Annotated in this window: 22 protein-coding genes, 11 tRNA genes, 3 rRNA genes and 1 pseudogene; 7 read left to right on the top strand and 30 right to left on the bottom strand. The window is 44.7% G+C overall.

The window, feature by feature from the left end:
- Position 1 precedes the first annotated feature (1 nt).
- From AAYR28_RS04230 to AAYR28_RS04160, 15 genes are all read right to left on the bottom strand, one after another.
- Positions 2 to 77, bottom strand: a tRNA-His gene (locus AAYR28_RS04230).
- A 29-nt stretch (positions 78 to 106) separates the two neighbouring features.
- Positions 107 to 180: transfer RNA gene (locus AAYR28_RS04225), tRNA-Trp, on the bottom strand.
- 14 nt (positions 181 to 194) lie between these two features.
- A tRNA-Tyr gene (locus AAYR28_RS04220) sits at positions 195 to 279 on the bottom strand.
- Positions 280 to 294: 15 nt separating this feature from the next.
- Positions 295 to 367 (bottom strand) — tRNA-Thr (locus tag AAYR28_RS04215).
- Positions 368 to 373: 6 nt separating this feature from the next.
- Positions 374 to 449 (bottom strand) — tRNA-Phe (locus AAYR28_RS04210).
- A gap of 18 nt (positions 450 to 467) precedes the next feature.
- A tRNA-Asp gene (locus tag AAYR28_RS04205) sits at positions 468 to 544 on the bottom strand.
- 4 nt (positions 545 to 548) lie between these two features.
- Positions 549 to 625, bottom strand: a tRNA-Met gene (locus AAYR28_RS04200).
- A gap of 15 nt (positions 626 to 640) precedes the next feature.
- A tRNA-Val gene (locus AAYR28_RS04195) sits at positions 641 to 716 on the bottom strand.
- A 33-nt stretch (positions 717 to 749) separates the two neighbouring features.
- Positions 750 to 824, bottom strand: a tRNA-Glu gene (locus AAYR28_RS04190).
- A gap of 17 nt (positions 825 to 841) precedes the next feature.
- Positions 842 to 932, bottom strand: a tRNA-Ser gene (locus AAYR28_RS04185).
- A gap of 4 nt (positions 933 to 936) precedes the next feature.
- Positions 937 to 1,011, bottom strand: a tRNA-Asn gene (locus AAYR28_RS04180).
- Between the two features lie 9 nt (positions 1,012 to 1,020).
- Positions 1,021 to 1,136: ribosomal RNA gene (gene rrf, locus AAYR28_RS04175) — 5S ribosomal RNA — on the bottom strand.
- Positions 1,137 to 1,245: 109 nt separating this feature from the next.
- Positions 1,246 to 4,176: ribosomal RNA gene (locus tag AAYR28_RS04170) — 23S ribosomal RNA — on the bottom strand.
- A 182-nt stretch (positions 4,177 to 4,358) separates the two neighbouring features.
- Positions 4,359 to 5,907: ribosomal RNA gene (locus AAYR28_RS04165) — 16S ribosomal RNA — on the bottom strand.
- The 16S, 23S and 5S rRNA genes sit together here with 11 tRNA genes alongside, the layout of an rRNA operon.
- Positions 5,908 to 6,223: 316 nt before the next feature.
- On the bottom strand, positions 6,224 to 7,102 hold the full coding sequence (locus AAYR28_RS04160; protein ID WP_024425790.1) for a nucleotidyltransferase-like protein: 879 nt from the start codon (positions 7,100 to 7,102) through the stop codon (positions 6,224 to 6,226).
- A gap of 189 nt (positions 7,103 to 7,291) precedes the next feature.
- On the opposite strand from AAYR28_RS04160, the gene AAYR28_RS04155 reads away from it, so the two are divergent.
- A complete protein-coding gene (locus tag AAYR28_RS04155; protein ID WP_024425201.1) occupies positions 7,292 to 7,639 on the top strand; it encodes a YgzB family protein in 348 nt (115 codons plus the stop codon).
- Between the two features lie 34 nt (positions 7,640 to 7,673).
- Here AAYR28_RS04155 and perR read toward each other — a convergent pair whose 3' ends face one another.
- Together perR and bcp are read right to left on the bottom strand one after the other, a co-directional pair.
- A complete protein-coding gene (gene perR / locus AAYR28_RS04150) occupies positions 7,674 to 8,111 on the bottom strand; it encodes a peroxide-responsive transcriptional repressor PerR (RefSeq protein ID WP_012009347.1) in 438 nt (145 codons plus the stop codon).
- A gap of 157 nt (positions 8,112 to 8,268) precedes the next feature.
- On the bottom strand, positions 8,269 to 8,736 hold the full coding sequence (gene bcp / locus AAYR28_RS04145) for a thioredoxin-dependent thiol peroxidase (protein ID WP_024425791.1): 468 nt from the start codon (positions 8,734 to 8,736) through the stop codon (positions 8,269 to 8,271).
- 129 nt (positions 8,737 to 8,865) lie between these two features.
- Between bcp and AAYR28_RS04140 the strand changes: the two genes are divergently transcribed.
- Together AAYR28_RS04140 and AAYR28_RS04135 are read left to right on the top strand one after the other, a co-directional pair.
- Positions 8,866 to 10,161, top strand: coding sequence for a glutamate-1-semialdehyde 2,1-aminomutase (locus AAYR28_RS04140; protein WP_034284215.1), 1,296 nt, complete (start codon positions 8,866 to 8,868; stop codon positions 10,159 to 10,161).
- 247 nt (positions 10,162 to 10,408) lie between these two features.
- A complete protein-coding gene (locus AAYR28_RS04135) occupies positions 10,409 to 11,482 on the top strand; it encodes an FUSC family protein (RefSeq protein ID WP_034284217.1) in 1,074 nt (357 codons plus the stop codon).
- A 228-nt stretch (positions 11,483 to 11,710) separates the two neighbouring features.
- Here AAYR28_RS04135 and AAYR28_RS04130 read toward each other — a convergent pair whose 3' ends face one another.
- The 10 genes and pseudogenes from AAYR28_RS04130 to fabL form a co-directional block, all read right to left on the bottom strand.
- The gene (locus tag AAYR28_RS04130; RefSeq protein ID WP_025093464.1) at positions 11,711 to 12,607 is read right to left on the bottom strand and encodes an ABC transporter permease; all 897 of its coding nucleotides are present in this window, start codon (positions 12,605 to 12,607) and stop codon (positions 11,711 to 11,713) included.
- A 17-nt stretch (positions 12,608 to 12,624) separates the two neighbouring features.
- On the bottom strand, positions 12,625 to 13,626 hold the full coding sequence (locus AAYR28_RS04125) for an ABC transporter permease (protein WP_340892064.1): 1,002 nt from the start codon (positions 13,624 to 13,626) through the stop codon (positions 12,625 to 12,627).
- A 61-nt stretch (positions 13,627 to 13,687) separates the two neighbouring features.
- The gene (locus tag AAYR28_RS04120) at positions 13,688 to 15,274 is read right to left on the bottom strand and encodes an ABC transporter substrate-binding protein (protein ID WP_061110602.1); all 1,587 of its coding nucleotides are present in this window, start codon (positions 15,272 to 15,274) and stop codon (positions 13,688 to 13,690) included.
- The gene (locus tag AAYR28_RS04115) at positions 15,249 to 16,226 is read right to left on the bottom strand and encodes an ABC transporter ATP-binding protein (RefSeq protein ID WP_120208556.1); all 978 of its coding nucleotides are present in this window, start codon (positions 16,224 to 16,226) and stop codon (positions 15,249 to 15,251) included. Before AAYR28_RS04115 ends, AAYR28_RS04120 begins: the two co-directional genes overlap by 26 nt.
- On the bottom strand, positions 16,195 to 17,217 hold the full coding sequence (locus tag AAYR28_RS04110; RefSeq protein ID WP_345808935.1) for an ABC transporter ATP-binding protein: 1,023 nt from the start codon (positions 17,215 to 17,217) through the stop codon (positions 16,195 to 16,197). The genes AAYR28_RS04115 and AAYR28_RS04110 overlap by 32 nt, the downstream gene beginning before the upstream one ends.
- A gap of 112 nt (positions 17,218 to 17,329) precedes the next feature.
- Complete coding sequence (locus AAYR28_RS04105; protein ID WP_025093468.1) at positions 17,330 to 19,072, bottom strand: ABC transporter ATP-binding protein; 1,743 nt, start codon at positions 19,070 to 19,072, stop codon at positions 17,330 to 17,332.
- Positions 19,073 to 19,167: 95 nt separating this feature from the next.
- Positions 19,168 to 19,698: a nucleoside tri-diphosphate phosphatase gene (gene ntdP, locus AAYR28_RS04100; RefSeq protein WP_024425209.1), complete on the bottom strand. Its 531-nt coding sequence runs from the start codon at positions 19,696 to 19,698 to the stop codon at positions 19,168 to 19,170.
- 147 nt (positions 19,699 to 19,845) lie between these two features.
- Positions 19,846 to 20,106: a YgaB family protein gene (locus AAYR28_RS04095; RefSeq protein WP_024425798.1), complete on the bottom strand. Its 261-nt coding sequence runs from the start codon at positions 20,104 to 20,106 to the stop codon at positions 19,846 to 19,848.
- Positions 20,107 to 20,280: 174 nt separating this feature from the next.
- Positions 20,281 to 20,430: pseudogene (locus AAYR28_RS04090) on the bottom strand (gamma-type small acid-soluble spore protein); the annotation flags it as partial.
- A gap of 75 nt (positions 20,431 to 20,505) precedes the next feature.
- Positions 20,506 to 21,258, bottom strand: coding sequence for an enoyl-[acyl-carrier-protein] reductase FabL (fabL, locus tag AAYR28_RS04085; protein WP_024425211.1), 753 nt, complete (start codon positions 21,256 to 21,258; stop codon positions 20,506 to 20,508).
- 81 nt (positions 21,259 to 21,339) lie between these two features.
- Between fabL and AAYR28_RS04080 the strand changes: the two genes are divergently transcribed.
- Entirely contained in the window at positions 21,340 to 21,564 is a 225-nt protein-coding gene (locus AAYR28_RS04080) for a hypothetical protein (RefSeq protein ID WP_003217808.1), read from the top strand.
- Here AAYR28_RS04080 and mutY read toward each other — a convergent pair.
- Positions 21,551 to 22,651 carry an A/G-specific adenine glycosylase gene (mutY, locus tag AAYR28_RS04075; protein ID WP_326135429.1) on the bottom strand — a complete coding sequence of 367 codons (1,101 nt, stop codon included), beginning with the start codon at positions 22,649 to 22,651 and terminating at the stop codon, positions 21,551 to 21,553. The two genes, AAYR28_RS04080 and mutY, sit on opposite strands and share 14 nt — an antisense overlap.
- A gap of 191 nt (positions 22,652 to 22,842) precedes the next feature.
- On the opposite strand from mutY, the gene AAYR28_RS04070 reads away from it, so the two are divergent.
- Positions 22,843 to 23,823, top strand: a complete 981-nt coding sequence (locus AAYR28_RS04070; RefSeq protein WP_034623275.1) for a metal-dependent hydrolase — start codon at positions 22,843 to 22,845, stop codon at positions 23,821 to 23,823.
- Positions 23,824 to 23,848: 25 nt separating this feature from the next.
- Here the strand turns inward: AAYR28_RS04070 and rsoA are convergent, their stop codons facing one another.
- Together rsoA and AAYR28_RS04060 are read right to left on the bottom strand one after the other, a co-directional pair.
- Positions 23,849 to 24,070, bottom strand: a complete 222-nt coding sequence (rsoA, locus tag AAYR28_RS04065) for a sigma-O factor regulator RsoA (protein WP_041116267.1) — start codon at positions 24,068 to 24,070, stop codon at positions 23,849 to 23,851.
- On the bottom strand, positions 24,018 to 24,620 hold the full coding sequence (locus AAYR28_RS04060) for a sigma-70 family RNA polymerase sigma factor (RefSeq protein WP_024425214.1): 603 nt from the start codon (positions 24,618 to 24,620) through the stop codon (positions 24,018 to 24,020). The genes rsoA and AAYR28_RS04060 overlap by 53 nt, the downstream gene beginning before the upstream one ends.
- A gap of 166 nt (positions 24,621 to 24,786) precedes the next feature.
- Here AAYR28_RS04060 and AAYR28_RS04055 point away from each other — a divergent pair, with 166 nt between their 5' ends.
- Together AAYR28_RS04055 and AAYR28_RS04050 are read left to right on the top strand one after the other, a co-directional pair.
- Positions 24,787 to 24,951: a YvrJ family protein gene (locus tag AAYR28_RS04055; protein ID WP_073204399.1), complete on the top strand. Its 165-nt coding sequence runs from the start codon at positions 24,787 to 24,789 to the stop codon at positions 24,949 to 24,951.
- A 95-nt stretch (positions 24,952 to 25,046) separates the two neighbouring features.
- Positions 25,047 to 26,210: an oxalate decarboxylase family bicupin gene (locus AAYR28_RS04050; protein WP_061110592.1), complete on the top strand. Its 1,164-nt coding sequence runs from the start codon at positions 25,047 to 25,049 to the stop codon at positions 26,208 to 26,210.
- Positions 26,211 to 26,260: the final 50 nt, after the last annotated feature.

The following is a 26,260-nucleotide window of genomic DNA, read 5'->3' as shown; positions in this document are numbered from 1 at the left end:
ATGGGGCGATTGATGGGAATCGAACCCACGAGTGCCAGAGCCACAATCTGGTGCGTTAACCACTTCGCCACAACCGCCATAGATGTAATGAATTATAAAGTATAATTGGCAGGGGCAGTAGGAATCGAACCCACACCGGAGGTTTTGGAGACCTCTGTTCTACCGTTAAACTATGCCCCTATGAAAACAAAAAATGGTGGAGGGGGGCGGATTCGAACCGCCGAACCCGGAGGGAGCGGATTTACAGTCCGCCGCGTTTAGCCACTTCGCTACCCCTCCACTTTTGAAAAACAGTGCCGGCAAGAGGACTTGAACCCCCAACCTACTGATTACAAGTCAGTTGCTCTACCAATTGAGCTACACCGGCAAATAGTGGTGGCTCGGGACGGAATCGAACCGCCGACACACGGATTTTCAGTCCGTTGCTCTACCAACTGAGCTACCGAGCCAAGTATTCTTTTGAAAAATGGCGGTCCGGACGGGACTCGAACCCGCGACCTCCTGCGTGACAGGCAGGCATTCTAACCAACTGAACTACCGGACCATTTTGGTTGCGGGGGCAGGATTTGAACCTGCGACCTTCGGGTTATGAGCCCGACGAGCTACCGAACTGCTCCACCCCGCGACGATATAAAAGATATGGTGGAGGATGACGGGCTCGAACCGCCGACCCTCTGCTTGTAAGGCAGATGCTCTCCCAGCTGAGCTAATCCTCCGAATAAAAAATGCTGGTGTATATTCTATAAAAATGGTGACCCGTACGGGATTCGAACCCGTGTTACCGCCGTGAAAGGGCGGTGTCTTAACCGCTTGACCAACGGGCCCTTTATTATGTAAATTGTGGCGGAGAGCAAGGGATTCGAACCCTTGAGACGGGGTTACCGCCTACACGATTTCCAATCGTGCTCCTTCGGCCACTCGGACAGCTCTCCAAATTGGCTCCGCAGGTAGGATTCGAACCTACGACCGATCGGTTAACAGCCGATAGCTCTACCACTGAGCTACTGCGGAATGAAGAAAGCCTGGCGATGTCCTACTCTCACAGGGGGAAACCCCCAACTACCATCGGCGCTGAAGAGCTTAACTTCCGTGTTCGGTATGGGAACGGGTGTGACCTCTTCGCCATCATCACCAGACAATTTAGTGACAAAAGATATTATACTATGTATTGAAAATAAATCAAGAGATATTTTAAAAATATTCTCTCAAAACTAGATAACAATGTTCATGCTTCACATTAGAATATAGGTTAAGTCCTCGATCTATTAGTATCTGTCAGCTCCACGTGTCACCACGCTTCCACCTCAGACCTATCAACCTGATCATCTTTCAGGGATCTTACTTCCTTGCGGAATGGGAAATCTCATCTTGAGGGGGGCTTCATGCTTAGATGCTTTCAGCACTTATCCCGTCCGCACATAGCTACCCAGCGATGCCCTTGGCAGAACAACTGGTACACCAGCGGTGCGTCCATCCCGGTCCTCTCGTACTAAGGACAGCTCCTCTCAAATTTCCTGCGCCCGCGACGGATAGGGACCGAACTGTCTCACGACGTTCTGAACCCAGCTCGCGTACCGCTTTAATGGGCGAACAGCCCAACCCTTGGGACCGACTACAGCCCCAGGATGCGATGAGCCGACATCGAGGTGCCAAACCTCCCCGTCGATGTGGACTCTTGGGGGAGATAAGCCTGTTATCCCCGGGGTAGCTTTTATCCGTTGAGCGATGGCCCTTCCATGCGGAACCACCGGATCACTAAGCCCGACTTTCGTCCCTGCTCGACTTGTAGGTCTCGCAGTCAAGCTCCCTTGTGCCTTTACACTCTGCGAATGATTTCCAACCATTCTGAGGGAACCTTTGGGCGCCTCCGTTACATTTTAGGAGGCGACCGCCCCAGTCAAACTGCCCACCTGACACTGTCTCCCTGCCCGATAAGGGCAGCGGGTTAGAAGGTCAATACAGCCAGGGTAGTATCCCACCAATGCCTCCACCGAAGCTAGCGCTCCGGTTTCCAAGGCTCCTACCTATCCTGTACAAGCTGTACCAACATTCAATATCAGGCTGCAGTAAAGCTCCACGGGGTCTTTCCGTCCTGTCGCGGGTAACCTGCATCTTCACAGGTACTATAATTTCACCGAGTCTCTCGTTGAGACAGTGCCCAGATCGTTGCGCCTTTCGTGCGGGTCGGAACTTACCCGACAAGGAATTTCGCTACCTTAGGACCGTTATAGTTACGGCCGCCGTTTACTGGGGCTTCAATTCGCACCTTCGCTTACGCTAAGCGCTCCTCTTAACCTTCCAGCACCGGGCAGGCGTCAGCCCCTATACTTCGCCTTACGGCTTCGCAGAGACCTGTGTTTTTGCTAAACAGTCGCCTGGGCCTATTCACTGCGGCTTCTCGGGGCTTTAACACCCTAAGAAGCACCCCTTCTCCCGAAGTTACGGGGTCATTTTGCCGAGTTCCTTAACGAGAGTTCTCTCGATCACCTTAGGATTCTCTCCTCGCCTACCTGTGTCGGTTTGCGGTACGGGCACCTCTCACCTCGCTAGAGGCTTTTCTTGGCAGTGTGGAATCAGGAACTTCGCTACTAAATTTCGCTCGCCATCACAGCTCAGCCTTCACGGGAAACGGATTTGCCTATTTCCCAGCCTAACTGCTTGGACGCGGATATCCAATACCGCGCTTACCCTATCCTCCTGCGTCCCCCCATTGCTCAAATGGTGAGGAGGTGGTACAGGAATATCAACCTGTTGTCCATCGCCTACGCCTTTCGGCCTCGGCTTAGGTCCCGACTAACCCTGAGCGGACGAGCCTTCCTCAGGAAACCTTAGGCATTCGGTGGACGGGATTCTCACCCGTCTTTCGCTACTCATACCGGCATTCTCACTTCTAAGCGCTCCACCAGTCCTTCCGGTCTGGCTTCACAGCCCTTAGAACGCTCTCCTACCACTGTTCGTAAGAACAGTCCGCAGCTTCGGTGATACGTTTAGCCCCGGTACATTTTCGGCGCAGAGTCACTCGACCAGTGAGCTATTACGCACTCTTTAAATGGTGGCTGCTTCTAAGCCAACATCCTGGTTGTCTAAGCAACTCCACATCCTTTTCCACTTAACGTATACTTTGGGACCTTAGCTGGCGGTCTGGGCTGTTTCCCTTTCGACTACGGATCTTATCACTCGCAGTCTGACTCCCAAGGATAAGTCATCGGCATTCGGAGTTTGACTGAATTCGGTAACCCGGTAGGGGCCCCTAGTCCAATCAGTGCTCTACCTCCGAGACTCTTACCTTGAGGCTAGCCCTAAAGCTATTTCGGAGAGAACCAGCTATCTCCAGGTTCGATTGGCATTTCACCCCTACCCACACCTCATCCCCGCACTTTTCAACGTGCGTGGGTTCGGGCCTCCATTCAGTGTTACCTGAACTTCACCCTGGACATGGGTAGATCACCTGGTTTCGGGTCTACGACCACGTACTCATGCGCCCTATTCAGACTCGCTTTCGCTGCGGCTCCGCATCTTCTGCTTAACCTTGCACGGGATCGTAACTCGCCGGTTCATTCTACAAAAGGCACGCCATCACCCGTTAACGGGCTCTGACTACTTGTAGGCACACGGTTTCAGGATCTATTTCACTCCCCTTCCGGGGTGCTTTTCACCTTTCCCTCACGGTACTGGTTCACTATCGGTCACTAGGGAGTATTTAGCCTTGGGAGATGGTCCTCCCGGATTCCGACGGAATTTCACGTGTTCCGCCGTACTCAGGATCCACTCTGGAGAGAACAACATTTCAGTTACAGGGCTGTTACCTTCTTTGGCGGGCCTTTCCAGACCTCTTCGCTTATATCGTTCCTTTGTAACTCCGTATAGAGTGTCCTACAACCCCAAGAGGCAAGCCTCTTGGTTTGGGCTGTTCCCGTTTCGCTCGCCGCTACTCAGGGAATCGCATTTGCTTTCTCTTCCTCCGGGTACTTAGATGTTTCAGTTCCCCGGGTATGCCTTCTCATACTCTATGTATTCAAGTATGGATACTACTCCATTACGAGCAGTGGGTTTCCCCATTCGGAAATCTCCGGATCAAAGCTTGCTTACAGCTCCCCGAAGCATATCGGTGTTCGTCCCGTCCTTCATCGGCTCCTAGTGCCAAGGCATCCACCGTGCGCCCTTTCTAACTTAACCATTTCTTACTTTAGAAAGAATCACTATGTGTGATGAACTTTGCATTGCATTCAATGTGAATGTATTACTTATTGTTATCTAGTTTTCAAAGAACAATCCTGTCTCGCTAGAGACATGTTTTGAAGGAATGATCCTTCAAAACTAAACAAGACGAAAACGCACGCTGCTCCATATATCCTTAGAAAGGAGGTGATCCAGCCGCACCTTCCGATACGGCTACCTTGTTACGACTTCACCCCAATCATCTGCCCCACCTTCGGCGGCTGGCTCCATAAAGGTTACCTCACCGACTTCGGGTGTTGCAAACTCTCGTGGTGTGACGGGCGGTGTGTACAAGGCCCGGGAACGTATTCACCGCGGCATGCTGATCCGCGATTACTAGCGATTCCAGCTTCACGCAGTCGAGTTGCAGACTGCGATCCGAACTGAGAACAGATTTATGGGATTGGCTAAACCTTGCGGTCTTGCAGCCCTTTGTTCTGTCCATTGTAGCACGTGTGTAGCCCAGGTCATAAGGGGCATGATGATTTGACGTCATCCCCACCTTCCTCCGGTTTGTCACCGGCAGTCACCTTAGAGTGCCCAACTGAATGCTGGCAACTAAGATCAAGGGTTGCGCTCGTTGCGGGACTTAACCCAACATCTCACGACACGAGCTGACGACAACCATGCACCACCTGTCACTCTGTCCCCGAAGGGAAAGCCCTATCTCTAGGGTTGTCAGAGGATGTCAAGACCTGGTAAGGTTCTTCGCGTTGCTTCGAATTAAACCACATGCTCCACCGCTTGTGCGGGCCCCCGTCAATTCCTTTGAGTTTCAGTCTTGCGACCGTACTCCCCAGGCGGAGTGCTTAATGCGTTAGCTGCAGCACTAAGGGGCGGAAACCCCCTAACACTTAGCACTCATCGTTTACGGCGTGGACTACCAGGGTATCTAATCCTGTTCGCTCCCCACGCTTTCGCTCCTCAGCGTCAGTTACAGACCAGAGAGTCGCCTTCGCCACTGGTGTTCCTCCACATCTCTACGCATTTCACCGCTACACGTGGAATTCCACTCTCCTCTTCTGCACTCAAGTTTCCCAGTTTCCAATGACCCTCCCCGGTTGAGCCGGGGGCTTTCACATCAGACTTAAGAAACCGCCTGCGAGCCCTTTACGCCCAATAATTCCGGACAACGCTTGCCACCTACGTATTACCGCGGCTGCTGGCACGTAGTTAGCCGTGGCTTTCTGGTTAGGTACCGTCAAGGTGCGAGCAGTTACTCTCGCACTTGTTCTTCCCTAACAACAGAGCTTTACGATCCGAAAACCTTCATCACTCACGCGGCGTTGCTCCGTCAGACTTTCGTCCATTGCGGAAGATTCCCTACTGCTGCCTCCCGTAGGAGTCTGGGCCGTGTCTCAGTCCCAGTGTGGCCGATCACCCTCTCAGGTCGGCTACGCATCGTCGCCTTGGTGAGCCATTACCCCACCAACTAGCTAATGCGCCGCGGGTCCATCTGTAAGTGACAGCCGAAACCGTCTTTCATCCTTGAACCATGCGGTTCAAGGAACTATCCGGTATTAGCTCCGGTTTCCCGGAGTTATCCCAGTCTTACAGGCAGGTTACCCACGTGTTACTCACCCGTCCGCCGCTAACATCCGGGAGCAAGCTCCCTTCTGTCCGCTCGACTTGCATGTATTAGGCACGCCGCCAGCGTTCGTCCTGAGCCAGGATCAAACTCTCCGAGGTATGCAGGATGCATATCACACATGCGTTGCTACATGATGTAGCGAACTTAGCATGTGATCATTTCCTGCCTCGCCAGTTTGACTGACTACCTATGAAGTATCATAGGATTTTTTTATAAAAAATCGAATTAACAGGTACGTTTTGTCTTGTTTAGTTTTCAAAGATCATCTTCGTTATCGCTCAGAGGCGACTTTCTTAATATAACATTTGAGCACCGTGTGCGTCAAGCGTTTTTTAGAATTTCTTTTTGTCAGCTTTTCTTTCAAAGCAACTCAGTTGCTCGTTAGCGACGTTTAATAATATACCATCATAATATTCACGCGTCAATATCTTTTTTCACAAAATATCCTCGATGATAGATTTTTTGTCCCTTTGTCTCAATCGGCTCCACTTGAACAATTCCTTTTTCCACAAAGAAATCAATCATAACGCTAAGGTCAGGCGTGAAATACTTTAGATCAGGGTGTGCAAGAAGCTCACCAAAAAGCCATATATCCTTCTGTTCCATGACATGACGCAAATGAGCGGCACCAATTTCTGCTTTTGAATGGATCAAAAAATCATTTGCTAAAAATAAAAGTTCCAAACGTTTATGCAGGCTTTCATGGCTTTCAATCAGTTCTGAATAAAGTTTGTATACTTCCGGCTCCATATGACGCACTTGGTTCCAAACGGTCACTTCTGGGTGGAAGCCTTTATCAATTACTTCAATACGTGCTAGGTGATGCAGGGCATGCACAATGGAATTATATGCATCAAGGAATTGATTTGACTCAAAAAATGCTTTTCCTTCTATATATCTGCGAATGAGCTTGCCATATTCTAAACCGATTTTGAGTTTGCGGTTTGAAAACGGGAATGTACTTAGTTCATCAATTAAGTTGAAGATATATTCATTTCGATCAAACAGGACTTTGCCATTCAAAATCCAATCGATGATTCGGCGGTTAGTGCCGAGGGTAATCCATTCCTTCAGTTGATCATCTGTGACAACGTTTAAAGAAGCTGTTTGGTGATCGGATTCATAGTGCTTGATAAATAACGGCTCTTCCGCTTCTTTTACGATGACTAAAAGTGCTGCATCAAAGTTATCCGTCTCAGAAGATACTTTATGTCTTCTTTCTACTATAATCACAGCCAATGTGTCTGGATGGCTTGCTCTCTCTTGATAAATAGGACGGAGAAGATTTTCCATAGTGATTCCTCCAATACTCGGGTGTAAAGTTCTTCTCTAATGCTATGTATTTCTCCTCATAGAATCAAAATTCCTTCAATACATGAAAAAAGATCATTGAATCATTATAAGCAATTTATTCACAAAACTCTATAACTAATTCAAACGGAAAGGTAAAATGTGCTATATTGGAGATAAGGGGGACTAGGGATGGCGAAATACTCCAGTAAGATTAATAAAATCAGAACATTTGCACTTAGTTTGGTTTTTGTTGGCTTTCTGATCATGTATATCGGTGTGTTCTTCAAGGAATCGATCTGGCTGTCGACTTTCTTTATGCTGCTTGGCGTCTTATCGATTGGATTAAGTACAGCCGTTTACTTTTGGATTGGTATGCTTTCTACGAAGGCTGTACGTGTCGTTTGTCCAGGCTGTGAAAAGGAAACAAAAGTGCTTGGGCGGGTGGACATGTGCATGCATTGCAGAGAGCCGCTTACACTTGATCCAGCATTAGAAGGTAAAGAGTTTGATGAATCCTACAATCGAAAAAAGTCATAAAAAAAGCTGACCATTTAAACGGTCAGCTTTTTCATTAATGATTTTCTTTTTTCGCACATTCTTGACAAGTTCCATAGATCTCCAAGCGATGATGACTGACTTTAAAGCCCGTCACATGGGATGCAAGCTGTTCAACTTCATCAAGGCCAGGATAGTGAAAGTCCACGATTTTTCCGCAGTTTTCACAAATCGCATGGTAGTGGTCAGATGTCGCAAAATCAAATCGGCTTGAGGAATCACCATACGTTAATTCCTTTACTAATCCAGATTCCCGGAAGACTCGTAAATTGTTGTAAACCGTTGCGACACTCATGTTTGGAAATTTTCCTTCAAGTGCTTTATATATATCGTCCGCGGTTGGGTGAGTCATAGAATTTACGAGAAACTCCAAGATGGCATGGCGCTGCGGAGTAATTCGAACACCGGTTTCTTTTAGAGCATCTAAAGCGTCTTTTAGTTCGTGAGCAGCCATTTCATCATGCACCTCTCTTCAAAAATATTCTTATATTATAATCTTTATAAATAGTGTACCCCCAGAGCCGAAACTTTGTCAATTACAATCCTCTTTTTTACCTATTCTTCTTTACAAAAAAGACCGGCATGACTGCCGATCTCATCCTGTGAGGATATTAAGCGTGAGCTTTCAATTCCTCAAGTGCTTCCTCTACGTGGTCTTTTACCTTTACTTTTCGCCATTCTTTCACAAGCGTGCCTTCTTTATTAATCAGAAACGTTGAACGCTCGATTCCCATATATTCTTTTCCAAAGTTCTTTTTCAGCTTCCATACCCCAAAGGCTTCAGACAATTTCTGTTCATCGTCTACAAGAAGAAGAAAAGGCAAATCATGTTTTTCTTTAAACTTTTGGTGCTTGTCCTGACTGTCTGGGCTTACGCCGATAATGACAGCATCTAATTCTGCAAAGCTTTGATGGCGGTCGCGGAAATCACATGCTTCTGTTGTACAGCCTGGTGTCATATCTTTTGGATAGAAATAAAGAACAATATGTTTTCCTTTAAAATCAGAAAGCTTTACTTTCTCCCCATTGTCACCGGTTAATTCAATGTCAGGTACTTGCTGCCCTACTTCGATTGTCATGACACAATCCCTCCAACCTATTTTTTAATTAGCCTATCCAATTTTGAGAGGATATTCAACTAAGGACGCTTGCATCGGCATGTTAAAATAATGATAGACGACGTGATACGTTGAGATAGGAGGCTATTTATGAAATTCACAGAATCAGAAAAATTACATCAAGAGGCGCTGGAGCACATTGTTGGGGGTGTCAACAGCCCGTCTCGTTCATATAAGGCAGTAGGCGGCGGTTCACCCGTTGCGATGGAAAGAGGAGAAGGCGCTTATTTTTGGGATGTTGACGGAAACCGCTATATCGATTATCTGGCAGCATACGGTCCAATTATTACAGGACACGCCCACCCGCATATTACAAAAGCCATCACGAAAGCGGCTGAAACAGGTGTCCTTTACGGAACACCAACGAAGCATGAAGTCACTTTTGCTAAAATGCTGAAGGAAGCCATGCCTGCTTTAGACAAAGTTCGTTTTGTCAATTCAGGTACAGAAGCGGTGATGACAACAATTCGAGTGGCTCGCGCATATACAGGCAGAACAAAAATCATTAAGTTTGCCGGATGCTATCACGGCCACTCTGATCTTGTGCTAGTGGCTGCAGGCTCTGGTCCTTCCACTTTAGGAACACCCGATTCCGCGGGCGTACCAAAGAGTATCGCCAATGAAGTCATTACCGTTCCATTTAATGATATTGACAGCTATAAAGAAGCATTAGATCGCTGGGGAGATGAAATAGCAGCTGTCCTTGTCGAACCAATTGTCGGGAACTTTGGCATCGTAGAACCTAAGGACGGTTTCCTGCAGCAGGTCAATGACCTCACACATGAAAAAGGCGCACTGGTGATTTATGATGAAGTCATTACCGCTTTCCGCTTTATGTATGGCGGTGCACAGGATTTGCTTCAAGTAAAACCTGACCTCACTGCATTAGGAAAAATTATTGGCGGCGGACTTCCTATCGGCGCTTACGGCGGTAAAAAAGAAATTATGGAACAAGTTGCCCCGCTTGGACCAGCCTATCAAGCTGGCACAATGGCAGGAAACCCTGCATCCATTCTTTCAGGTATTGCCTGCTTGGAATTGTTAAAAGAAGACGGCGTTTACGAGCGTCTTGATCAGCTAGGCGCTATGTTAGAGGAAGGCATTTTAGCCCATGCCAAAAAGCATCAAGTAGATATTACAGTGAATCGCTTAAAAGGAGCGCTCACAATTTATTTCACAACAGAAACGATTGTGAACTACGAGCAGGCTGAAAATACGGATGGCGAAATGTTTGCCCGTTTCTTCAAATTAATGCTCGCGCAAGGCATTAACCTCGCTCCTTCTAAATATGAAGCTTGGTTCTTAACGATCGCACATACTGAAAAAGATATTTCTGAGACGCTGCAAGCAGTAGATCATGCATTTGCACAGCTGAAACAATCATAATGAAGTCCCAAACAGGCGTAAAAACATGCGCCTGTTTTTTTATTTACCAGCTCTTGTTTGTCAAAAGCGTGCGAATCTGTTACATTTCTTCTCAATACCTTCTTTTGATGTTTTCATGAACTTTCAAAAATCACTTGAATATTTCGGAAGACCGCTGTATATTACTTAGTTGTTTCATCAAAATATGAATGATAAATGACGAGTGATCATCTATTATCGAAAAGAAAGGAATGCAGGGACAAAACCAATGAAACTTGGAGCCCGTATTTTAAAAACTGGTATTGCCATTGTACTCGCGCTTTACCTGGCAACATGGCTTGGGTTGCCAACGCCCGTCTTCGCGGGAATTGCAGCTGTATTTGCTATCCAGCCATCTATTTATCGATCTTTTTTAACCATTGTTGATCAAGTGCAAGCCAATATTATTGGAGCAGCGCTTGCCATTACGTTCGGTCTGCTTTTTGGCACAGGACCAGTCATTATCGGTTTAACCGCCGTCATGGTCATCGCCATTAATTTAAAGCTGAAGATTGAACACACGATTCCGATTGCACTTGTAACCGTCATCGCGATTTTAGAAAGTGCAGGGGATCATTTCCTTTCCTTTGCCCTAATCCGAACAGCTACTGTGGTGTTAGGAGTTCTTTCTTCATTTTTAGTGAATTTAATCTTCCTGCCGCCAAAATATGAAACAAAGCTTGTTCATCACATTATGGAAAATACGGAGGAGATTTTAAAATGGATCCGTCTGAGCTCCAGACAGTCTACTGATCATTCCACATTAAAGGATGACATCGATCAAATAAAAGAACGCATGATCAAATTAGATCATATTTACTTGCTATACAAAGAAGAACGAAGCTATTTAAAGAAAACCACGTATGTCAAATCAAGAAAGCTTGTTTTGTTCAGGCAGGCCATTATGACATCGAATCGCGCTCTGTATTTGCTGAAAAAGCTTCATAAATTAGAAAATGAAATTCATTTAATGCCAGAGCATTTCAGGGAAAGCTTAACGGATGAAATTGATTATTTACTGTATTGGCATGAGCGCACCTTGATGAAATTCGTCGGTAAAATGAAGCCGCAGGACGATGAATTTCAAAATGAATGCTCTCTTCGCCTTGAGACGTTAACGAAATCATTTATTCAGCATCAGCAAAACCAAGAAAACGACTTGCTCGATTACAACATGCTGAATGTCATGTCCAGCATCATCGAATACCGTGATGAATTAGAGCATTTAGATACATTGATTACAAGCTTCCAGACGTATCACCCAAAAGATAGTGAAATTGAGACAGAAGAAAAAGAAGCATAAATAGAAAAGACCGATTCCTAGAATCGGTCTTAAATTGTTGACAAAGAGCTAAAATGATCTTGATTTTAGCTCTTTGTCTTCTTTTCAGCGTAACCTGAAAACCTTGGCAGTCTAGGAAGAACGAGTACCGGAGCGGAGCGAATTGATTATTCGTGAGCACCGGCACGCAGGACTGACACCGAATGCGAGGGTTTGCCTGCGCGCTGAGACCGATTCTGAGAATCGGTCTTATTTTATTTTCTTCATTTTCGGATCCAGCGTGTCTCTTAATCCATCCCCCATCAGATTAAAGCCTAGAACCGTCAGCATGATCGCTATTCCTGGGAAGAATAATGTCCAGGGGGCTTGAACGAGATAAGGTCTCGCATCGGCGAGCATTTTCCCCCATTCTGGACTTGGCGCCTGTGCACCCAATCCTAAAAAGCCTAAAGCCGCTGCCTCAATAATTGCCGTTCCGATCGCTAGCGTCGCCTGGACGATGACTGGCACCATACTATTTGGCAGAATGTGACGCAGTACGATGCGGCGGTGTGACATCCCAACCGCCTTTGCTGCCAGAACGTATTCTTCTTGTTTAATACTCAGCACTTTTGAACGAACGAGCCGTCCAAAGGTTGGGACATTAATAATCGCAATGGCAATAAGGGCATTTTGTAAGGAGGGGCCTAGAATGGAGACAATAGCAATCGCTAATAGAATGCTAGGAAAAGCAAGTAAAATATCAAACAGTCTAGAGATCACAGCATCTAGCACTCTTCCGCCATAGCCTGCTATCAATCCAAGCAGTGTGCCTAAAATGACAGACCCGAGGACCGAGAAGAAGCCGACCCATAAGGAAATCCGTGCTCCATGCACAACTCTTGAAAATATATCTCTGCCGAAATCATCCGTACCAAACCAGTGTGCAGCTGAAGGGGCACTAAATCGCTCACCGAGTGATTGTTCATTGATTCCATAAGGAGCAATGAGCGGTGCAAAGATTGCTAGGATCAGAAATAAAAAGACAATCACACTGCCAATGACCGCCAGCTTATGCTGAAAGAACTGCTTCATTGATTCAAGAATCAATGATTGAGAGCGTTCATCTTTTGGCTGAGGTGGTTCAAGCTCTTTTTGTGCTTCCATATTGTCACTCTCCCTCCCTAATATTTAATCCTTGGATCAATGACCGCATACAAGATGTCCACAACGAAATTGATCAGGACAAATATAAGCGCAACGACAAGAATACCTGTTTGAATGACTGGGTAATCGCGATAACTGATGGCGTCATATATATACCGTCCGATTCCCGGCCAAGCAAAAATGGTTTCTGTTAAAATCGCTCCACCAAGCAAGAGGCCCGTCTGAAGACCAATAATCGTCAAGACCGGAATGAGCGCATTTTTCAGGCCATGCTGATAAATGATAAAAAATGAACGTACTCCTTTTGCTTTTGCTGTTCGAATAAAGTCGGAATGAAGCACTTCCAGCATACTTGCCCTTGTAATTCTCGCAATAATCGCAGCAGGGATTGTGGCGAGTGCTGTACTTGGTAAGATCAAATGCTTGATGCTGTCAGCGAATTGATCAAACCGGCCTTGCAAAAGCGTGTCCAGTGTATGAATATACGTGATCGACTCGACTGGATTCCTTACATTTTCTCGGCCTGTTGTCGGCAAAATACCTAATTCGATCGAGAACAGCCACTGCCCCATTAAACCTAACCAGAAAATCGGCATGGACACTCCGATGAGTGCAATAAACATCGCGGCATAATCAAAGAAAGAATGCTTAAACCAAGCACTAATGATTCCGGCATTCACTCCCACCACAATCGCCAGCACCATGGCAAAAAAGGTCAATTCTAACGTCGCAAATAAGTAAGGCTTCATTTCCTGGGCAATAGCCGCTCCTGTTCGAATGGAAGTTCCTAAATCCCCTTTTAAAAGGCCAAGCATATAATGACCGTATTGAACGTACCATGGCTGATCTAAACCGAGCTGGATCGTTAATTGTTCTACTGCCTCTTTCGTTGCCCGCTGTCCTAAGATGACCTGCGCTGGATTTCCAGGTATAAAACGAATAATTGAAAACACGACCAATGTCATTCCGATGAGTACTGGGATGAGCATTCCTGCCCGCTTCATACAATAAGCAAACAAACAGCTTTCACCGCCTTTTTCTTTGTTTGAATCAGGGAGATACAAGATCTCCCTGATTTGCTTATTCGAAATACACGTCAGTTAAAGCTTCTGAACCAGTTGGATGCGGCTGATAGCCTTTTAAATCATTAGAAGCGGCAAGCATTGGAATCGAATGCACCAATGGAATCCAAGGCGCTTCGTCATGAATGATTTCCTGCGCTTTTTTATACAGCTCATTTCGTTTCTTTTGATCTGTGTCTGTTTGCGCTTCAATTAAAATGTCATGCATTTTATCATTTTCGAAGAATGTATAGTTGTTACCGCCAATGCTGTCTTTGTCCAGCAGAGTGTAGATGAAATTATCAGGATCGCCATTGTCCCCTGTCCAGCCTAATAAGAACACATCTGCTTCCCCTTTACTTGCTTTATCTAAGTAGGTTGCCCAGTCATATGTCACAATTTCTGCTTTGACGCCGACCTTTTCAAAATTTGACTGAATGACTTCTGCTACCTTCATTCCATCTGGCATGTATGGACGCGGTACAGGCATTGCCCAAAGCTTGATGCGAAAGCCGTCAGGGAAGCCCGCTTGTTTTAATAGTTCTTTCGCTTTTTCTGGATCATACGGATATGGCTCAATGTCGTCATTGTAGCCTTCTAAAGCTGGCGGCAATGGATTTTTTGCTGGCTCAGCAAGTCCGCCATAAAATGACTCAATAATCGATTCTTTATCGACCGCATAATTGAGTGCCTGACGAACGAGCTTGTTATCAAGCGGCTTTCTTGTGACAGTCAGTCCGATATAGCCTACGTTCATCGATGGTCTTTCAATGAGCTGGAGTGCTTTGTCGGTTTTAATGCCATCTAAATCTGACGGATTCACGCCATCCATTAAGTCGATCTCGCCTGTTTTAAGGGCATTTAAACGAGCAGAGTTTTCTGGAATGGAGCGGAAGATGATTTGATTCAGCTTTGGCTTATCCTTCTGCCAATAATCCTCGTTTTTTTCTAACACGATACGGTCGTTTTGCTTCCACTCTTTAAACTTGAATGGTCCTGTCCCCACTGGATTTTCTCTAAATGAATCGCCGCTTTTTTCAACAGCCGCTGGACTTGCGATGCCAAATGGTGACATAGCAATGTTTTTGAGGAATGTCGCCTGCGGGCGCTTTAGCTGAAATTCAATTTCATGCTCGCCTTTGACGATGATGTCTTTAATGACATGCCCTTTATCTTTTTTATAGCCGCCAAACATACCATAGTAAGGAAACTTTTCTGCGTCTCCATTCATCCAGCGCTCAAAATTGAATTTCACTGCTTCTGCGTTAAAGTCTGTGCCATCGTGGAATTTCACACCTTTTCTTAAGTAGAACGTGTATGACTTTCCGTCCTTTGCAACATCCCATTCTGTTGCGAGGCCAGGATGGATGGTCGTGTCTTTCTCACCGTAATTCAAGAGCTTTTCAAATATATTCTCTGTGACCTTGAAGGTTTCGCCTTCTGTTGTGGTGATTGGATCTAGTGAAGTGGAATCTCCTCCTCTGCCAAATACGAGGGTATCTTTTGTTGCCTTTTCTTCTGATGTCGGTGAAGATGAGCATCCCCCTAAAAAGAGCGCCAGTGCCAGCACAAAAATGAAACTACTGAATAACCATGTCTTCTTCATTGTGTTCCTCCTTTTGATATAAATAACACGCGGCTGCGTGCCCCGGTGCCTCCTCATACAAAGCAGGAACTGCTTTCAGGCATTTCTCCCATCTTTTTGGACACCTTTTGTAGAAAGGACAGCTGCCGCGTTCCGTCATTGGGGTCTCTTCTGCTGCCACATCTTGCGCCTCTAGTACGTGATCCATATGTGGAATGGATTTCAGAAGCAGCGACGTATAAGGATGAAGCGGGCTGTGAAACACATCTTCGGCAGGCCCCATCTCGACAATGCGCCCAGCATACATGACGGCGATCCGGTCGCTCATATATCTGACAACCCCAAGGTCGTGAGAAATAAACAGATACGTCAGAGAAAACGTCTTTTGCAATTCAAGCATCAAATTCAAAATTTGCGCTTGAACGGATACATCCAAAGCCGAAACTGGTTCATCGGCAATGACAAGACTTGGGTGCGTAATAAGTGCTCTAGCAATACCGATACGCTGCCTTTGCCCGCCGCTGAATTGATGCGCATAACGTTCTCCGTAGGAAGGATCAAATCCAACAATGTGCAGCATCTCTTTTACCCGTTTCCGTCTTTCTGCTTTCGTCCCATGCTGATGGACAATCAGCGGTTCCTCTAAAATATCTTTGATTTTCATTCTTGGATTTAAAGAAGCATATGGATCTTGAAAGATCATTTGAATGTCTTTTCTTAAGGAACGCATGTCTCGTTCTTTTAGAAGGGTGATCTCCTGCCCTTTTAATTGAATAGAGCCTGACGTCGGTTCAGTCAATCTCATTAGGCTTTTGCCAAGTGTTGATTTCCCGCAGCCTGATTCACCAACAATGCCAAGCGTTTCTCCTTCCTTCACGTGAAAGGACACTTGATTTAAAGCCAAAGTCGATTGTTTATGTTTAGAAAAAAAAGCGGCTGTGTCATACCGTTTTGTCAGCTGATTCACTTGCAAGAGTGGGTGAGTCAGTGTCTTCTCCTCCTTCCATTAGAAAACATGCCACGCGGTGATTCTGTTCAATGGATTGTAAGGCTGGATCTTTTTCAAGACATTGCGGCATTTGGTATGGGCAGCGTGGTGCAAATTGACAGCCGGACCGGATGGCCCCTGGCTTAGGCACATGACCTGCAATAGAGATGAGTTTTTCTTTTTTCTCTTTAAACGACGGGACTGAGGCGAAAAGACCTTTCGTGTAGGGATGCAGAGGTTTTTGAAAAATACGGTCAACGGTTCCTTCTTCTACAATTCGACCAGCATACATAATCATGACTCGCTGGCATATTTGCCGCACGACGCCTAGATCATGGGTAATAAATAAAATAGCAGTGTCCATCTCTTCGTTCAGCTTTTTGAGCAGACGAAGGATTTGCGCTTGAATGGTCACATCAAGTGCAGTTGTCGGTTCATCAGCGATCATAAGCTTTGGGTGACAAAGCATTGCCATTGCAATCATGACTCGCTGGCGCATGCCGCCTGATAATTCGTGTGGATATTTTTTAAGTAACGATTCCGCTTGCTTCAACCCAACTGTTTGAAGAAGATCAATCGCCTTCGCTCTTGCTTCTTTTTGACCGATTGATTGATGTGTGAAAAGGGCTTCCGTCATTTGTTTGCCGATGGTCATTAATGGGTTCAGAGAGGTCATAGGCTCTTGGAAAATCATCGAAATGTCATTTCCTCTTATCTCTCGCCACTCTTTCTCTGAAAGTGACAGCAGATTTTGCCCTTCGAAATGAACCTCACCCGTTGTTTCGGTTTGCTGATTCAATCCCATTAATGACATGCTTGTAATACTTTTCCCGCAGCCAGATTCGCCCACAATTCCTAACGTTTCCCCTTTTTGAATCGAGAACGATATGTGATGGACGATGGGCACTTTTTGCTTTTTCTGCTGAAACGCAATGGACAGCTGTTTGACATCTAGCAGCACGTCTTGTTCTTTCACATATTCACCACCCCGTCATACTTTTTAAAATTGTATTGAGACAAGCTGGGAAATATGTCATGTTTTTGACAAGCATAAAAAAGCCTATCCGCTAGAATCGGATAGGCTTCTACTAATTTAATGTTTGAATGGTAAATAAATGACGATAGTGGCTGTCTTGATTCATTAATTCTTCGTGTGTTCCCTTTTCCACTATTTCGCCTTGTTCCATGACCACAATTTGGTCAGCATGTGTAATGGTTGATAATCGGTGTGCGACAATAAAAGTTGTGCGATCCTTCGCCAGCTTTTGCATCGCTTCTTGAATGTAATGCTCACTTTCTAAATCAAGTGCGGACGTCGCTTCGTCTAAAATCAAAAGCGGTGGATTTTTTAGAAATACCCTTGCAATGGAAATCCGCTGTTTTTGTCCGCCTGACAGCTTCACGCCCCGTTCTCCTACTTTCGTGTCATATCCTTCAGGAAGAGACATAATAAAATCATGGGCGTTTGCCGCTTTTGCAGCCGACACGATTTTTTCAAAAGATGCTTCAGGGTCACCAACCGCAATATTTTCTTTAATCGTGTCACTGAATAGGAATGTATCCTGCAGCACCATTCCGACTTGATTTCGAAGACTTCTTGCTTTGTACTCTTTTATATCAATGCCGTCAATTTCAAGTGACCCGTTTGTGACATCATAAAACCTTGGAATTAAGCTGACGAGTGTCGACTTTCCTCCACCGCTCATTCCTACAAGGGCAACCGTTTGTCCTTTTTCTACTTTCAAGGAGATATTGTGCAGAATCTCTTCCTGCGTGTGTTCATACCGAAACGACACATTTTTAAACTCTACCTCTCCTTTTAAATGATTGGCTTCTTTTGCATTCGGCCGGTCTGTGACCTCATATGGCTCATCAATAAACTCAAAGATCCGATCCATTGATGCAACGGACTGGGTTAACGTCGTGGATGAGTTAATGAGACGGCGAATCGGATTGTACATCCGGTCAATATAGCCGACAAAGGCGATCATGGTTCCGATCGACAGCGATCCGTTAATTACTGTATAACCCGCAAATGCAATGATTAACAGCGGCGCAATGTCAGTGATGGTATTGACGACAGCAAATGTTTTGGCATTCCAATTCGTATGATTGATTGCTTTGTTTAAGAAATTTTTGTTTTCATCATGAAAATTCTCTTGTTCATATTCTTCAATCGCAAAGCTGCGAATGACCGGCATTCCTTGAACACGCTCGTGCAAATGCCCTTGCACTTCAGCCAGCGCCTGTGACCGCTCTTTTGTCAGCTTACGAAGCCGTCCGTAAAAATACTTTACTGCAAACGCGTATAGCGGAAAAATAATGACAGACACGATGGTGAGCTTCAGATCCAGTGTACACATAATAGCGATCACGATCAGTACAGTCATCATATCCAGCCAAATGTTCATGAGCCCTGTGATGACAAATTCCTTTGTCTGCTCCACATCGTTGATCACTCTTGAAATAATTTCTCCTGTTCTCGTGTTGGCATAATAACGAAGACTTAGCTTTTGAATATGCGAGAACAGCTTCTCCCGAATATCAAACAATACCTTACTGCCTGTCCACTGTGCGTAGTATTGTCTATAGTATTCAACAGGCGGCCTCAACACTAAAAATAATACGAGCATGATTCCCATTATGATCAGTAGAGTTGATGTCTTTTCTTCAGCTGACCCCGAGCCTTGAATGACATCATCAATGACATACTTTAAAAGCAGAGGCAATGTTAAGGGAATCGAGAACTTAATCATTCCGATGACCATTGTCAATGCAATCTGTTTTTTATACGGTGTTACAAAAGCCATGTAGCGTTTAATGACCCCCATGTAAATCTCCTTCCCAATCTATCAGTGCCTCTTATCCGTACGCAGTCAAAAACCTGTTAGCCTAAAAAGCCAAACAGGTTTTTCGATGCTCTTGCTTATTTTGTATAATGTAAAAAACGTTCATACCACATATCCACAAATTCAGGAGCAAACGGACCTTTTCGCTGGTGAATCCAATGCAGTAATGTATTCAGATGCTCTCTTAAGATACTATCGATTTCTTTTGGATAATTCATCTGCCTCTTATGATCTGCATATTCGTCCTCATCCAAAATATTGTACGTCATGTCTGGAAAGACTTTGACGTCTAAATCGTAATCAATATACTTAATTGCCTCATCATCTGTCGCAAAAGGAGAGCTGATGTTGCAGTAATAATATACCCCATCATCTCTAAGCATCCCAATTACATTAAACCATTGTTTTGCATGGAAATAGCAAATAGCCGGTTCTCTCGTCATCCAAGTACGGCCGTCGGATTCAGTCACCATTGTACGGTCGTTTGCACCAATGATACACAATTCCGTTGCTTTCAGAATGGTGGTTTCATTCCAAATCCTGTGGATCAAGCCATTATGTTTATAGCTTTGAATTTGGATGGTTTCTCCTTCCTTGGGATAGCCCATATTTTCTCCCCTACTTTCTATAACAAACAAACCTAACAGTCCAAAGACCTAATTTCCCAACTAAACATGTCTCTATTATATTATACCGTTACATCATTAAAAAATGAAATGAAAAAGCCATTCAACCCAATTGAACGGCACACTGACTTACATCACGCTAGAACTCTTTTCCATCTGTTTATATGAGCTGATGACCTCTTCTGTCTGTTTTGTAAACAAGGTTTGCACTTTTTGCAGTTCCTCACGTTTCTGTTTGATCTGATCACAAAGCTTATGCCACTCTTCTTTTTTTTCATCCTGCAGCAATTGTTTTTCTGTTTCTAAGCATAGATCGAGTTCTCCCTGCACATCGAGCAGCTGATCCATGAGCTGCATTTGTTCTTTTACAAGCTGATCGAAATCAGACATCTAACTCCTCCCTTTTCATCGAATCCACTTTTTGTCTGTAAACCATTTCTTGAAAGAAGGAAGAAATCCTTTGACTGTTTATGTAGAGGTTTTACAGGTTTTGTCGGATGGTGGTGAGAGGCAAAAAGAAAAGCACTTCATTCGTATATGAAGTGCTTTCCTTTGTTTCAGTGATTAGCTGTTTTGTTGTTTGTTTTGCTCAGCTTTTTGGTTGTATTTTTTTACTTGCTGTGCGTCAGTCTCACTAGCAAATTCAGTACCAAATTGACCGCCTTGTGCAGAAGCTTGGTTTTGTTTCTTCACTTGTTGCGCGTTTGTTTTGTTTTGTTGTTGATCCATCATTATCACCTCCACGCACATTAATTTGTGCAGAAGGTGTACATCCTATTCATGATTTTTTTAAACAAGCAAAGAACGTCCGCCATCCACAATAATCGTCTGGCCTCTAATCATGTCTGCTTTTCCTGATACAAGGAATTCCACGCTGTCGACCATGTCTTTAATTTCCACCATTCGGCCGGCAGGTGTGTTTTTCTTCGCATCTTCTAAAAGCTCTTCACGGTTCGGGAAGTGCTTAAGTGCATCAGTATCGATCGCGCCGCCTGATACAGCGTTGACGACGATATTTTTTTGTGACAGCTCAACAGAAAGGTAACGTGTCAAAGCTTCTAGTGCTGCTTTTGATACGCCGACTACTGTGTAATTTTCAAGGTAGCGAATAGAGCCAAGAGAGCTAATGCTGACGATATGTCCGCCACCGTTTTTCTCCATTAGTTTCGCCGCTTCTTGTCCGCAGAATAACAAGGCTTTCGCATTGATATTCATCGTCCAGTCCCAATGATTTTCTTCAAGGTCCATAATTGGACGCTGAACACCTGATGCCGCATTGTTTACAAATACATCTAAACGGCCAAAAGTTTCATCAATTTGCTGAAACATGTCTTTGATTTTCTCAGGCTGGCCTACATTGGCTTTGACAACCAATGTTTTAACGCCCATCGCTTCAATTTCTTCCGCTGTTTCAAGTGCGGCTTTTTTGCTTCTCGCATAGTTAATGACAATGTCATATCCTTTTTCAGCGAGGCGAAGGGCAACTTCTTTCCCTACCCCTCTGCTGCTTCCTGTAATTAATGCACATTTACGTTGACTCATTATGGTTCATCTCCTGATTTGAATAGTTTTCGTTCATTCGCTTCACACTAATAGGAAAGTTTCTATTAGGAGGTTACATTCATGTATGTCGGACGCGATTTAAGCCAGCTTGGCATGATGTCCAAGGATCAATGGAAAGATACTGAGCTTGCTTACTTTCATCATGCTTTCCAACAAATTTTACCTTATTTGAATGAAGAAGGGCAATCTAAGTATCGAGAAATCATTTCTGAAATCGAAGACCGCGGGGGTCTGCACCGAAATGAAGCTGATTATACCCACGGTACAACGGTTAAATATGACTAGGCTGCTCAAGTGCCAGCTTCCAAATTTTTTGGTGTGAGACTGGCAAAGCATATGCCTCAAATTCTTCTGTTGTGACTTTTTTCAGCTTCGTGTCATCAGATACAGAGGTAACTCGTCCAAAGAAAACAGAAATATTCCAGATGAGGTGGGTAAATACATGCTGAATGGTGCCTTCTAAATCACCAAGCTCCGCTTGTACACCCGCCTCCTCTTTTAAGAAATCAATGAGCTGCTCTTTTTCCGTTTTTCTTCCCTTCATGGTTTCCATGTTAGGGAATTCCCATAAATTCGCAAGGAGGCCTGTACTTGGCCGCTTATGAATATATAGGTTGCCTGCGTCATCAAATAACACCGCTGCTGCCATTGATTTTGCAGTCGGCTTTTTCTTTTTGCTTTTCACTGGGAGCTCATGCTGAACGCCTTCCTCGAGTGCCGAACAATGCATGTTCACAGGGCAAATGAGACATGCAGGGGATGTTGGAGTGCAAATGAGCGCACCAAGCTCCATCAGCCCTTGATTAAATTCTGACGGCTTTTCCCGGGAAATGAGCTGATCGACCGCAAATTCGAAAACATTTCTCGTTTTTGGTTTTGCAATATCATCCCATATGGACAAAATACGAGAAATGACCCTCATCACGTTGCCGTCTACCGCAGGATACGGCTTGTTATAGGCGATACTCAGCACTGCGCCGCTCGTATACGGGCCTACACCTTTGAGCTTTGAAAATTGCTCTTTCGTATTAGGGACAACACCGCCGTAGGATTCATATACTTCTTTCACAGCTGCCTGTAAATTACGCACTCTTGAGTAGTAGCCAAGACCTTCCCATGCTTTCATGACCTTTTCTTCATCAGCTAAAGCGAGATCCTTCACCGTCGGGAATTGCTCCATAAACCGGTTGAAGTACGGAATGACCGTATCTACTCTCGTTTGCTGAAGCATCACTTCTGATACCCAGACGCGGTATGGATCTTGATTTTCACGCCACGGAAGTGTTCGTTGTTCTTTTTCATACCAATCAATTAAATCATGCTGAAATCCCGCAATATCTTTGCGGTCCAGCTTTTCTTGAATGTCTTTCATATCTATACTCCTTCTCATTGGACCGAGGGCTAACGTTCTGAATAGAACCTTATTTGTTGTATACTGTTTGTAGATACGTTAACATGTTACATTAAATCGGGATAAAGCAAAAGTGATTTTGCACATAGTCTTGATTGGAGACGTATACTTTGTATGATTGTTCCTAAGCATGACAACTAGGAGGTAATCAATTGGACACTGGTACTCATGTAGTAATGGGCATTTCTCTTGGGGGACTTGCACTTTTAGATCCAGCCGTCAGCGCAGATCCACACATGGCACACGCCGTGATGATCGCGACCATCGCCGGCTCCCAAGCACCAGACATTGATACTGTGCTAAAACTAAAAAATAATGCGGTTTATATAAGAAATCACCGAGGATTTACACATTCTATTCCGGCTGTACTGTTTTGGTCATTGCTGATTCCGGCTGTGATTTTCCCATTTGTGCCCGGGGCGAATTTACTTCACCTTTGGTTATGGACACTATTAGCCGTTGTCCTTCATGTGTTTGTCGATATTTTCAATGCATACGGCACGCAGGCCATTCGTCCATTTTCGAAGAAATGGGTAGCGCTAGGGATCATTAATACGTTTGATCCGTTTATCTTTTTTACACACCTTGTCGCCATTGTCGTTTGGGCGATTGGCGGACATCCCGGCTATACGTTTATTACGCTGTATGCCGTGATTTTCTGTTACTATATCGTCAGGGTCATCATGCAGCTTCAGATTAAACGTCAGCTGCGTGCACGATTTGATGAAATTGAAGAGATTATTATTTCGCCTACAATGAAGTTCAGACAATGGCGCATTGCCGTGAAATGTAAATCCTCTTTCCATGTTGGGCGCAGTATGAATGGAGAGGTTGTCATTTTAGACACCTTTAACCGGGTGCCGGTCCCTGATACTGAAATTATGAAAATTGCCAAACAAGATGAAAACATTTCAGCCTTTCTCTCCTTCTCCCCTGTCTACCGGTGGGAAGTGGATAAATACAAGGATCATTACGAGGTGCGGTTCATTGATTTGCGCTACCGCAGCAAAGGTCATTATCCTTTTGTCGCGATCTGCCATATCGACATGGACCACCAAATCAAAAATTCCTATACCGGCTGGATTTTCAGTGAAGAAAAACTACAAAAAAAATTAAGACTCGGCTCTGTGTGAGCGAGTCTTTTTTTGTGCTTCACTCTTACAACTTCGTCATATATTCCACAATAAACTCCCAAAAGCCAGGTCCCTCTTGGTAAATTAGCCAGTCTACTTTTTCGATGAGTTTGATATAGAGTTCTTGTTCGAGGTCTTCTCTTTCTTGATATGCCGTGTTTTGTAGTTTCTTTTTGATCATGGGTGTGAAGGTTTCAATGAGTTCTTCCATTTCTCCATTGGTCATTTTGTCTTCGTGCACGGACATCTCCCCCTGTTTCTTCTTTTAGTTTGTTGAGCGCTTTTTTGTGAATGTTTGAGATGTTTTGTCTTGTTTCGCCTAACTGATCGGCTATTTCCTTCATTGTTTGTCCTTCGACATAAATTTGTGTTAAGACCATTTTTTGTTTGTCTGTGAGCTGCTGGTAGGCCTTGTACAATGTTTGGTCTTGCAGATGCTCCCCTAGGTCTTGCTGGTTGAAGAGCACGGCTTCATACGTATCTGTTTGAACAGGGTCTTTCACTTCTTGTGTATCAGGATGATCGAGTATGAGCGGAAAACGCTGCTGCTTCTTTTTCACTCGTTTATCAAAGTCGACTGAAAAGATGCGTATCATTGTGGAGATATACTTGATGATGCGGATTTTCTGATAGAACTGTTTGAACTCGGAATCTAGTTTTTTGGCATTTTCCTCGTTTGGCTCTTCCATGACTTGCCGGAGCAGCTGCTCGTTTTTCGGGTTGCTTAAAAACTGCTGAATGAGCGGGTGATCAATGATTTCCTTCCATTTTGCTTTCAATAACAGCCGATAATCCATGTGCATCCTCCCCTTTGTTCCCTCTACTAGCATTAAGTGGACAAAAGTTAAAAAAAGTAAACTTCGTGAAACGGGTCTAATGGTTCATTTTATCCCCCTCTGCTTTCCTTTTTCTTCTTTCATACCACTTATATAGAAGACGAGCATCCACTGGGAGGTGAGACAAATGGAGACCTTTTTTTCGGAGGAATGGCTGAAGCAGCTCGGTCAGGCTGGCTTCCCTGCCATTTTGACGGTTTACTTGCTGACACGCTTTGAACGAAAGTTTGATGAATTAAGCAAGCTCATCCAACGATTAGTCGCTGCTCAAAAAAATGATGAATCAGATTGACATCTGCTTGATTCGTTTCACCTTATGAAAACGAGGGCGAAATGAAAGGCCTTTTAGTCACCTCACACAATACGATGTTGAAAGGGGATTTTATCATGAGTGAAAAGCCAAATGGAATACCACAGCCGATTCGAGGAGAAAAAGGAGCAACGGTCAAAATTCCACGTAATCTCGAGCGGGACAGACAAAATCCAGATATGCTCACGCCGCCAGAAACCGATCATGGAACGGTCTCCAACCTGAAATATTCTTTTTCTGATACACACAATCGTTTAGAAAAAGGCGGCTACGCCCGTGAGGTAACAGTCCGCGAACTGCCGATCTCTAAAAGTCTTGCATCTGTCAATATGCGGCTAAAGCCTGGTGCGATTCGTGAGCTTCACTGGCATAAGGAAGCGGAATGGGCGTACATGATTTATGGGGAAGCCCGGATTACATCGGTTGATGCAGAGGGGCGCAATTTTACAGAGGATGTGACAGAGGGTGATTTGTGGTACTTCCCTTCTGGCCTGCCGCACTCTATCCAAGCACTTGAACCGGGAGCTGAATTCTTACTTGTTTTTGATGATGGGTCATTCTCAGAAAATAGTACGTTCCAAGTAACCGATTGGCTTGCCCACACGCCAGAGGAAGTCGTGCTTAAGAACTTCGGTATGACAAAGGAGCAGTTTGACAAGCTGCCAGAGAAAGAAAAGTATATTTTCCAAAAAGGCATTCCTGGTTCCCTTGAATGTGACAAGGTGAAAACAGAGCAAGGGGAAGTCCCAAATTCCTTTAAATATGAGCTGTTAAAACAGGAGCCGATTACGTCAAGCGGCGGACAAGTGTGGATTGCGGACTCTACCAATTTCAAAGCGTCTAAAACGATTGCATCCGCTCTTGTGAAAGTTGATCCAGGTGCTATCCGAGAGCTGCACTGGCATCCAAATACGGATGAATGGCAATATTTTATTTCTGGAAAAGCACGAATGACGGTATTTGCTTCTGATGGACATGCGAGAACCTTCAACTATCAGGCGGGAGACGTTGGCTATGTGCCATTTGCGATGGGGCATTATGTAGAAAATACAGGCGACGAACCGCTTTATTTCTTAGAAATCTTTAAGAGCGATCATTATGCGGATATCTCACTCAATCAGTGGCTTGCGGTTACACCGAAACAGCTTGTTCTTGATCATTTAGATCAAGGTGAAGATTTCTTAAAACTGCTTGATACTGAAAAACATCCTGTGATCGCTGCACCAAAAAAAGAGGATTAACATATAACTTCCTGCAAAAAGGCTGTCCTTTTTGCAGGTATCTTCATGTA

It is taken from the genome of Bacillus safensis (genome assembly GCF_039619585.1).
Taxonomy (GTDB): domain Bacteria; phylum Bacillota; class Bacilli; order Bacillales; family Bacillaceae; genus Bacillus; species Bacillus safensis.
This window is presented reverse-complemented; position numbering and strand designations above follow the sequence as displayed.